General features: G+C 67.2%; 7 protein-coding genes. 2 read left to right on the top strand and 5 right to left on the bottom strand.

What is annotated here, in order from left to right; genetic code table 11:
- The coding region (locus tag EG885_RS21025) for an aminotransferase class V-fold PLP-dependent enzyme (protein ID WP_131578575.1) at positions 1-569 on the bottom strand (569 nt) is incomplete at its 3' end.
- 197 nt (positions 570-766) lie between these two features.
- On the opposite strand from EG885_RS21025, the gene bhcR reads away from it, so the two are divergent.
- Together bhcR and EG885_RS21015 are read left to right on the top strand one after the other, a co-directional pair.
- Complete coding sequence (gene bhcR / locus EG885_RS21020; protein WP_131578572.1) at positions 767-1,582, top strand: HTH-type transcriptional regulator BhcR; 816 nt, start codon at positions 767-769, stop codon at positions 1,580-1,582.
- A gap of 89 nt (positions 1,583-1,671) precedes the next feature.
- The gene (locus EG885_RS21015) at positions 1,672-3,159 is read left to right on the top strand and encodes an inorganic phosphate transporter (protein ID WP_131578569.1); all 1,488 of its coding nucleotides are present in this window, start codon (positions 1,672-1,674) and stop codon (positions 3,157-3,159) included.
- Positions 3,160-3,165: 6 nt separating this feature from the next.
- Here the strand turns inward: EG885_RS21015 and EG885_RS21010 are convergent, their stop codons facing one another.
- The 4 genes from EG885_RS21010 to EG885_RS20995 all read right to left on the bottom strand — a co-directional run bounded on the left by EG885_RS21010 (position 3,166) and on the right by EG885_RS20995 (position 7,745).
- A complete protein-coding gene (locus EG885_RS21010) occupies positions 3,166-4,557 on the bottom strand; it encodes an NAD(P)H-dependent oxidoreductase (protein ID WP_131578567.1) in 1,392 nt (463 codons plus the stop codon).
- Between the two features lie 54 nt (positions 4,558-4,611).
- Entirely contained in the window at positions 4,612-6,120 is a 1,509-nt protein-coding gene (locus EG885_RS21005; protein ID WP_131578565.1) for a tripartite tricarboxylate transporter permease, read from the bottom strand.
- Positions 6,121-6,133: 13 nt separating this feature from the next.
- Positions 6,134-6,649: a tripartite tricarboxylate transporter TctB family protein gene (locus tag EG885_RS21000; protein WP_131578563.1), complete on the bottom strand. Its 516-nt coding sequence runs from the start codon at positions 6,647-6,649 to the stop codon at positions 6,134-6,136.
- A 97-nt stretch (positions 6,650-6,746) separates the two neighbouring features.
- Positions 6,747-7,745 carry a Bug family tripartite tricarboxylate transporter substrate binding protein gene (locus tag EG885_RS20995; protein WP_207392367.1) on the bottom strand — a complete coding sequence of 333 codons (999 nt, stop codon included), beginning with the start codon at positions 7,743-7,745 and terminating at the stop codon, positions 6,747-6,749.
- Positions 7,746-7,815: the final 70 nt, after the last annotated feature.

Genomic DNA, 7,815 nt, shown 5'->3' with positions numbered 1-7,815 from the left:
GCCACATCGACGCCCCATTCGTCCATCCGGAAATCATAGCAGGCGATCGAGCTGACCCCGTCGACCAGCAACAGCGCCGGATGGCCCGCCCGGTCCAGCGCGCGGCGGACGGCGGCGATGTCGGACCTGACGCCGGTCGCGGTCTCGTTATGGGTGGCCAGCACGGCCTTGATGCGATGGGCGCGGTCGGCGGTCAGGATCTCCTCGAACCGGTCGGTGGGGATGCCCTGCCCCCAGTCCTGCGCCACGACCTGCACATCCAGCCCGTGCCGCTGGCACATGTCGATCCAGCGATGGCTGAACATGCCGTTGCGCGTGGCCAGAACCGCATCGCCCGCCGACAGCGTGTTGGTGATCGCCGTTTCCCATCCGCCGGTCCCGGTCGAGGGAAACAGGAAGACCTGGGCCTGCGTCGTCTTCATCACCGCCTTGACGCCCTCCAGCGCGGGGTGAAGGATCTTGCCAAAGACCGGGCTGCGATGGTCGATGGTCGGCATGTCGACGGCCTTGCGAAGCACCTCGGGGATGTTCGTCGGGCCGGGAATGAAAATCGGGTTCTGGGTGCTCACGGTCGGCTCCTCCTTGCGTCAGGACCGGTCTAGCATGCGGGAGGATTCGGGTAAATTTTTTCGGAATGGTTTTCTGGAACGCTGGTCATGGGTGATTTTATGAATATCGGACAGTGCGTTGCAATTTTTCATTGTGAGAAATCGGTTTTCATGAAAATATTTATTTCACCGCCCGTCCCTGCGAAAAGGCCCCGGACATGCCGCAACCCATCCGCAAACGGGGCCGTCCCAAGGGCGGCAGGCCCGACCAGCCCGCCACCGGCATTCAAGCGCTGGACCGCGCGCTGGACGTGATGGAGGCGCTGGCCGCGCATGAGGGGATCACCCTGACCGGCCTGTCCACGCATCTGGACCAGTCGCCCGCGACCATGCACCGGGTTCTGGCGACGCTGGAACAGCGCCGCTATGTCGAAAGCAATCCCGACCGGCAGGAATGGTTCATCGGCCCCGAGGCGTTCCGTCTTGGCTCGGCCTTTCTGCGGCGCACGAATATCGTCGAACGCAGCCGCGCGACCATGCGCGACCTGATGGCCCGCAGCGGAGAGACCGCCAATCTGGGGATCGAACGCGACGGCGACGTGCTGTTCGTCAGCCAGGTCGAGACGCATCAGACGATCCGTGCGTTTTTCCCGCCCGGCACCCGGTCGCCGCTGCATGCCTCGGGGATCGGCAAGGCGCTGCTGGCGGCCTTTGACGACGACCGGCTGGCGGCCTTCATCCGTCAGGCGCCCTTCGCGCGCTTTACCGACAAGACCATCGGCTCGGCTGATGACTTGCACGCGGCGATCGCCCAGATCCGCCGCCGCGGCTATGCCTTCGACGACGAGGAACGGACCCTGGGCATGCGCTGCGTCGCCGCCGTCATCACCAACAGCCATGACGAGGCCGTGGCGGGCGTCTCGGTCTCGGGGCCGACGACGCGGATGACCGATGCGAAGGTGCACGAGATCGGGCAGATGGTCGCCGGGGCCGCGCGCGGGATTTCGGCCAATCTGGGCGGAACGGTGCGATAAACCGCGCAAGCAGGCCCGCCCCCATGCGACAGGTTGCCCCCGGCGCCGTTTCCCCCTAGGCAGCCGCAGCCCCGCCGCTTGAGGATATCATGGCCCAGAACGACCTTGAAACCCGCCACCTTGATACGCTGGACCGCGATCTTGGCCGCTTTTCGACGCTGGAACGGGCGACCGCCTATGCCGCCCGCCCGCTGGTCGCACCGGGCATCGCACTGGTCTTCGTGCTGCTGGCGGGCCTTGGGGCGATGCTGGCCTTTGGCCAGACCAGCAACGGGATGATCGTGGCGATGGCGGCGGTCTTTGGCGCCTATATGGCACTGAACATCGGCGCCAATGACGTGGCCAACAACATGGGTCCGGCGGTGGGCGCGAATGCCCTGACCATGGGTGGCGCCATCGCCATCGCCGCGATCTTTGAAACGGCGGGCGCGCTGATCGCGGGCGGCGACGTGGTCGGCACCATCTCTCGCGGGATCGTGGCGCCCGAAAGCATCGGCGCGCCCGAGGTGTTTGTCTGGGCGATGATGGCGGCGCTGCTGTCATCGGCCCTGTGGGTCAATCTGGCGACATGGATCGGCGCACCGGTCTCCACCACCCATTCGGTGGTCGGCGGCGTGATGGGCGCGGGGATCGCGGCGGCGGGCTTTGGCGCGGTCAACTGGCCGACCATGGCCACCATCGCGGCCAGCTGGGTGATCTCGCCCTTGCTGGGCGGGCTGATCGCGGCGGGATTCTTGTGGTTCATCAAGGCGCGCATCATCTATCGCGACGACAAGATCGCGGCGGCGCGGGTCTGGGTGCCGGTGCTGATCGGCATCATGGCGGGCGCCTTTGCCGCCTATCTGGCGCTGAAGGGCCTCAGCCGGCTGATCGACGTGTCGATGGGCCGGGCGCTGCTGATCGGCGCGGTGCTGGGGCTGGTCTGCTGGCTGGTGATGATTCCGGTGATCCGCCGTCAGTCGCGCGGGCTGGAAAACCGCAACAAATCGCTGAAGGTGCTGTTCGGCATTCCGCTGGTCGTGTCGGCGGCCCTCCTCAGCTTTGCGCATGGCGCCAATGACGTGGCCAATGCGGTCGGGCCGCTGGCGGCCATCGTGCAGGCCTCGGGCAGTTCGGGCAGCGCGACGGGGGTCGTCGCCATTCCGCTGTGGGTGATGCTGATCGGAGCCTTCGGGCTGTCCTTCGGGCTGTTCCTGTTCGGCCCCAAGCTGATCCGCATGGTCGGCAGCCAGATCACCAAGCTGAACCCGATGCGCGCCTATTGCGTGTCGTTGTCGGCGGCAGTGACGGTGATCGTGGCCAGCTGGCTGGGCCTGCCGGTCAGTTCGACCCATATCGCGGTCGGCGCGATCTTTGGCGTCGGGTTCTTTCGCGAATGGGACGCCGAACGGCGCCTGCGCGCGGCGCAGGGCAGCCTGCCCGAACGGCCCGGTCTGGGCCCCGAGGAACGCCGCCGCCGCAAGCTGGTGCGCCGGTCGCATGTGATGACCATCGCCGCCGCCTGGATCGTGACCGTTCCCGCCGCCGCCCTGCTGTCGGCCCTGCTGTTCTGGGGCCTGCGCAGCATCGCCGCCTGAGGGGGGTCAGGCCGCATCCCAATCGGTGACCGCATCCTGCATCCGGCGCAGGCGCAACAGCTCGGACGCCTCGTCCAGCGCGACATCGGCGCACAGGATCGGCTGGCCCGCCCGCACGTCGCGCAAAAGCGGGCGCCCGGCGGCCAGATAATAGGGGATGGGCGCATCGTCCGACAGCGCCGCCGCCGGGGTCATCCGCCCCGAGACATGGTCGATCGAATGGTGATGCCCGCGCGCCGTCAGCACCGTGCCTGCGGGCAGGTCGGCATCGGCAAAGGCGGTCAGGTCGATCACCGGGCGCGGCGCCGTGGCACCCGAGGATGTGGCATGCAGCGCGGCCTCGAACACGGTCGTCGCGGCCTCCAACCCCAGCAGATGACGCGGCAGGCCAATCATCGCGCTGCGGCCATCGCGCGAGACGACGTGACCCTTGTCCGCCAGCATCTGCCATGTGTCGGGATCGTCGCAGGCGACGGTCACGAAGACGCCGCCCGCAAAACTGGCCTCGCCCGGCAGACGCAGGCAATGGAACACGTCCAGACGACCGGTCCCCGACAGCAGCCCGCCCCGGTCGGTCATCAGATCCGCCAGTTCGGGGATGCGGGCGATGGGGGCGTGCAGATCGGCGCGGTCGGGCACAAGGCCAAGGGCATTGGCGACCAGCGTCAGCTCGCACAGATCGGGGACGGCGCGCTGCGGCAGTTTGGCGGCCAGTGTGGCGCGGGCCTGCGCGACCGACGCCCAGGGCCAGTCGCCCGGCATCAGCCAGTCCGACAGGCCCGGCGCCTCGGTGCGCAGCCCGTTGCTGTCCAGCCCCCCGGTCGCGGGGTCATAGACGAAATCATATTCGCTGGATTTGCCCGCCGCGATCACCGTCAGCCCGATGACCTGCGCCCATGTCACCAGCCCGATCAGCAGGCTGGGCTGATCGCCATCGACCGGGCTGACCACCAGCCCCCTCGCCCGGGCCAGCCGCGACAGGATCGAGCCGATCACGCTGTCGGTTTCCTTGGTGACCATGACCACATGATGCCCGGCATCAATGGCCAGCCGGGTGTGGCGGGCGCCGGCCTCGGGGTCGCCGGTGGCCTCCAGCACTACGTCCAGCGGCAGGTCGGCCACCACCGCCAGATCGGCGGCGGCGATCCAGTGCCCCGCCTGCCACGCCGCCTGCGCCTGCGCGACTTCGCTGCAGCGCGCGATCCGGGCCGGATCGATACCAATCGAGACCAGCGCCGCCGCCGCCGTGGCCGCATCGCGGTCCACCGCCACCCGGCAGGACAGGCCCGCCACATGGCGCGCCTGCGCCAGATAGCTGCGCCCGAAGCCGCCCGTGCCGATGATGGCCGTTTCCACGCGGCGGTGGTTGCGCGCGGCGAAATGCCGGATCAGGTTCATGACAGGGTTTCCTTGTTCCGCGAGGCGTGTCGCACAGGTTTCATTCGGCGCGTCTCATTCGACGGGCATGCCGCGACGGCGCAGGCGCAGCGCCAGACCAAGCGTCTTGGGCAGGATCAGCAGGGCCAGCGCGACGATCATGATGCCGGTGACCAGCGGATTGGCAAAGAAGATGCCAAGCGACCCGTCCGACAGCAGCATCGACTGATGGAACGCATTCTCGGCCTTGTGGCCCAGCACCATGGCCAGGATCAGCGGCGCCAAAGGGTAATCCAGCTTGGTAAAGATGAACCCCACAAGCCCAAAGACCAGCACCAGCCACAGATCGAAGCTGGCCCCCGACACGGTATAGGCGCCGACGAAGCAGATCACGACGATCATCGGCCCGATGATGGTAAAGGGAATGCGCAGCAGCGCCGCGAACAGCGGCACGGTCGCCAGCACCAGAATGACCCCCAGCAGGTTCGACACATACATGCTGGCGATCAGGCCCCAGACAAAATCGGGCTGGGTCGCGAACAGCATCGGTCCGGGCGTCAGCCCCCAGATCATCAGACCGCCCATCATCACCGCTGCGGTGGCCGATGACGGCACCCCAAGCGCCAGCATCGGCAGCATCGCGCAGGTGCCCGCGCTGTGATCGGCGGTCTCGGGCGCGACGATCCCCTCGGGGCGGCCGGTGCCGAAGGCGGCGCCCTTGCGGCTGGCCTGCCGCGCGACGCCATAGGACATGAAGCTGGCGGCGGTCGGCCCCCCCGGCGTGATGCCCATCCAGATGCCGATCAGGCCCGACCGAAGGGTCGTGGCCCAGTATTTCGGGATCTCGGCCAGGGTCTTGAGCACGTCGCGCAGGTCGATCTTGGACGACACGCCGCGAAAGCGCAGCCCCTCCTGCACGGTGGACAGCAGCTCTCCGATGCCGAACAGGCCGATGACCACGACCAGAAAGCTGACGCCGCCCAGCAGATCCGAAAACCCATAGGTCAGCCGGATCGCGCCGGTGACCGTGTCCATGCCGACCGAGGCCAGGATCAGCCCTGTGGTCAGCGACACCAGCGTCTTGCCCGGCGCGGCGCTGCCCATGCCGATGAAGGCGGCAAAGGCCAGGAAATAGACTGCGAAATATTCCGGCGCGCCGAACCGCAACGCAAATTGCGACGCCCATCCGGCCAGCAGGGTGATGACCATGATGCCCATCAGCGCCCCCACCCCCGACGACACGAAGGCCAGCGTCAGCGCGCGGGTGGATTCGCCGTTTCGGGCCATCGGATAGCCGTCGAAGGTGGTGGCGACCGATGACGGCTCTCCGGGGATGTTGAACAGGATCGAAGTCGTGGAGCCGCCGAACAGCGCCCCCCAATACATCGACGACAGCAGGATGATAGCCGAGGTCGGGTCCAGCGCGAAGGTCAGCGGGATCAGCAGCGACACCCCGTTCGGCGCCCCCAGTCCCGGCAGCACGCCGACCACCAGACCCATCAGCACGCCCGCGACCATCAGCATCAAATGCGTGGGCGTGATGGCGATGGAAAACCCGTGCATCAGCAGATCGAAATTGCCCATGGCGGTCGGCCCCTTAATAGATGCCCAGAAGCGGCTCCAGCGGCCCCTTCAGCAGTGGAATCTGAAAGATCATCTCGAAGATCGCATAGAGCGTGACGGCGAAGATCGCGCCCAAAGCCAGCCCGACCCACAGCCGGAAACCGCCCTGTTTCCACGCGCTCCAGCCGATATAGAGGGTCGCGGCGACATAGATGCCCAAGGTCAGCGTGCCCAGAACAAAGGCCGTCATGGCACCCAGAAAGACCGCGATGCGGCGCAGATTGGCCATCGGCAGGAACGGATCTTCGGGATCGTCCAGCGGATCGGCAGGAATGCGGGCCGCCCGACGATGGGCCATGACCGCGCCGGTCAGGTTCCACAGGCTGGCACCGATCAGCACGATCGCCACCCAGAAGGGGAAATACCCCGCCTGCGGTCCGTGATCGCTCCACCCCACGCCCAGTTCGGCGGCGCCGATGATGGCCGCGACCCCCAGCCCCCCGGTGACAAGTGCCGTGCCGATTTCGGCATGATAACGTCTGACGGTCATGGTCCCTCTCCTTTATCCGCAGGTGCCGGCCCGCGCGGGGCCGCCTGTGGCGTCGCGCATCCGGCACAGGGGCCCGATGCGCGACGCCCCCCTTGCCTTATTGCGCGGCGGCTGCGACCCAGCCTTCGGCCTCGAAGACCGAAACCGTCGCGGCTTCGTTCTCGTCGATAAAGGCGGTCAGCGCGTCGCCGGTCAGCACGGCGGCGGTCTGCGAGGTCCGGGCCAGATAATCCTGCCATTCGGGCGTCTCGGCCACGCGGGTCAGAGCGTCCTGATAATAGGCCACCACCTCGGGGTCGGTGCCTGCGGGCAGCCAGACGGTGCGCGGCATCTGATAGCGGTCGATGGCCAGCCCCTGTTCGGCACAGGTGGGGATGTCATGCCAGCCCATATCGCCGCTGACCGGTTCGGATTCCGCCATCCGCTGCGGAGAAAAGACGCAAAGCGGCCGGATCGCGCCCGCCTGCCACTGGCCGATATTCTCGTTGGGATTGTTCACATTGGCCGAGATATGGCCGCCCGCCAGCTGCACGCCGACCTCGCCGCCGCCATTGAAGGGGATGTATTTGAAATCCGCCCCGGTGGTCTGTTCGATCAGCGCCACCAGCGTCTCGTCGGTGTCCTTGGACTGGCTGCCACCGAACACGAGGCTGCCGGGTTCGGCCTTGGCGGCCTCGATCATCTCCATGGGCGTCTGCCAGGGGGCGTCGGCCTTGACCCAGATCAGGAATTCGTCCAGCGCCAGCGCGGCCACGGGCTGAAGATCCTCGACCGAATAGGCCAGCTGGGCGACATGGGGCAGCAGATAGACGTTGTTGGTGCCAAAGATCAGCTTGTGCGGATCGGCTGCGTTCTGGCGGGCATAGAGAAACGCCTCGGCCCCCGATCCGCCACCCTTGTTCAGCACGACCATGTTGCGGTCGACGATGTCGTTGCGGGTCATCGCCGACTGGATGGTGCGGGCGAAATTGTCGGTCCCGCCGCCGGCGCCCGAGGCGACGACGAATTCGATCGGGCGCGTGGGTTCCCATTCGGCCAAAGCGGGGCCTGCGGCCAGCATCGCAGTGGTGGCGATCAGTGCGGTTTTCAGGGTCATGTCGGTTCTCCTCCCAAAGATCTGATGATGCCCGCTTGCGGCGGGGTCGGGGTGCGGGGCGCCCTTGGGG

Origin of the sequence: Paracoccus nototheniae (assembly GCF_004335005.1) — a bacterium.
In the GTDB taxonomy this organism is placed as follows: Bacteria; Pseudomonadota; Alphaproteobacteria; order Rhodobacterales; family Rhodobacteraceae; genus Paracoccus; species Paracoccus nototheniae.
This window is presented reverse-complemented; position numbering and strand designations above follow the sequence as displayed.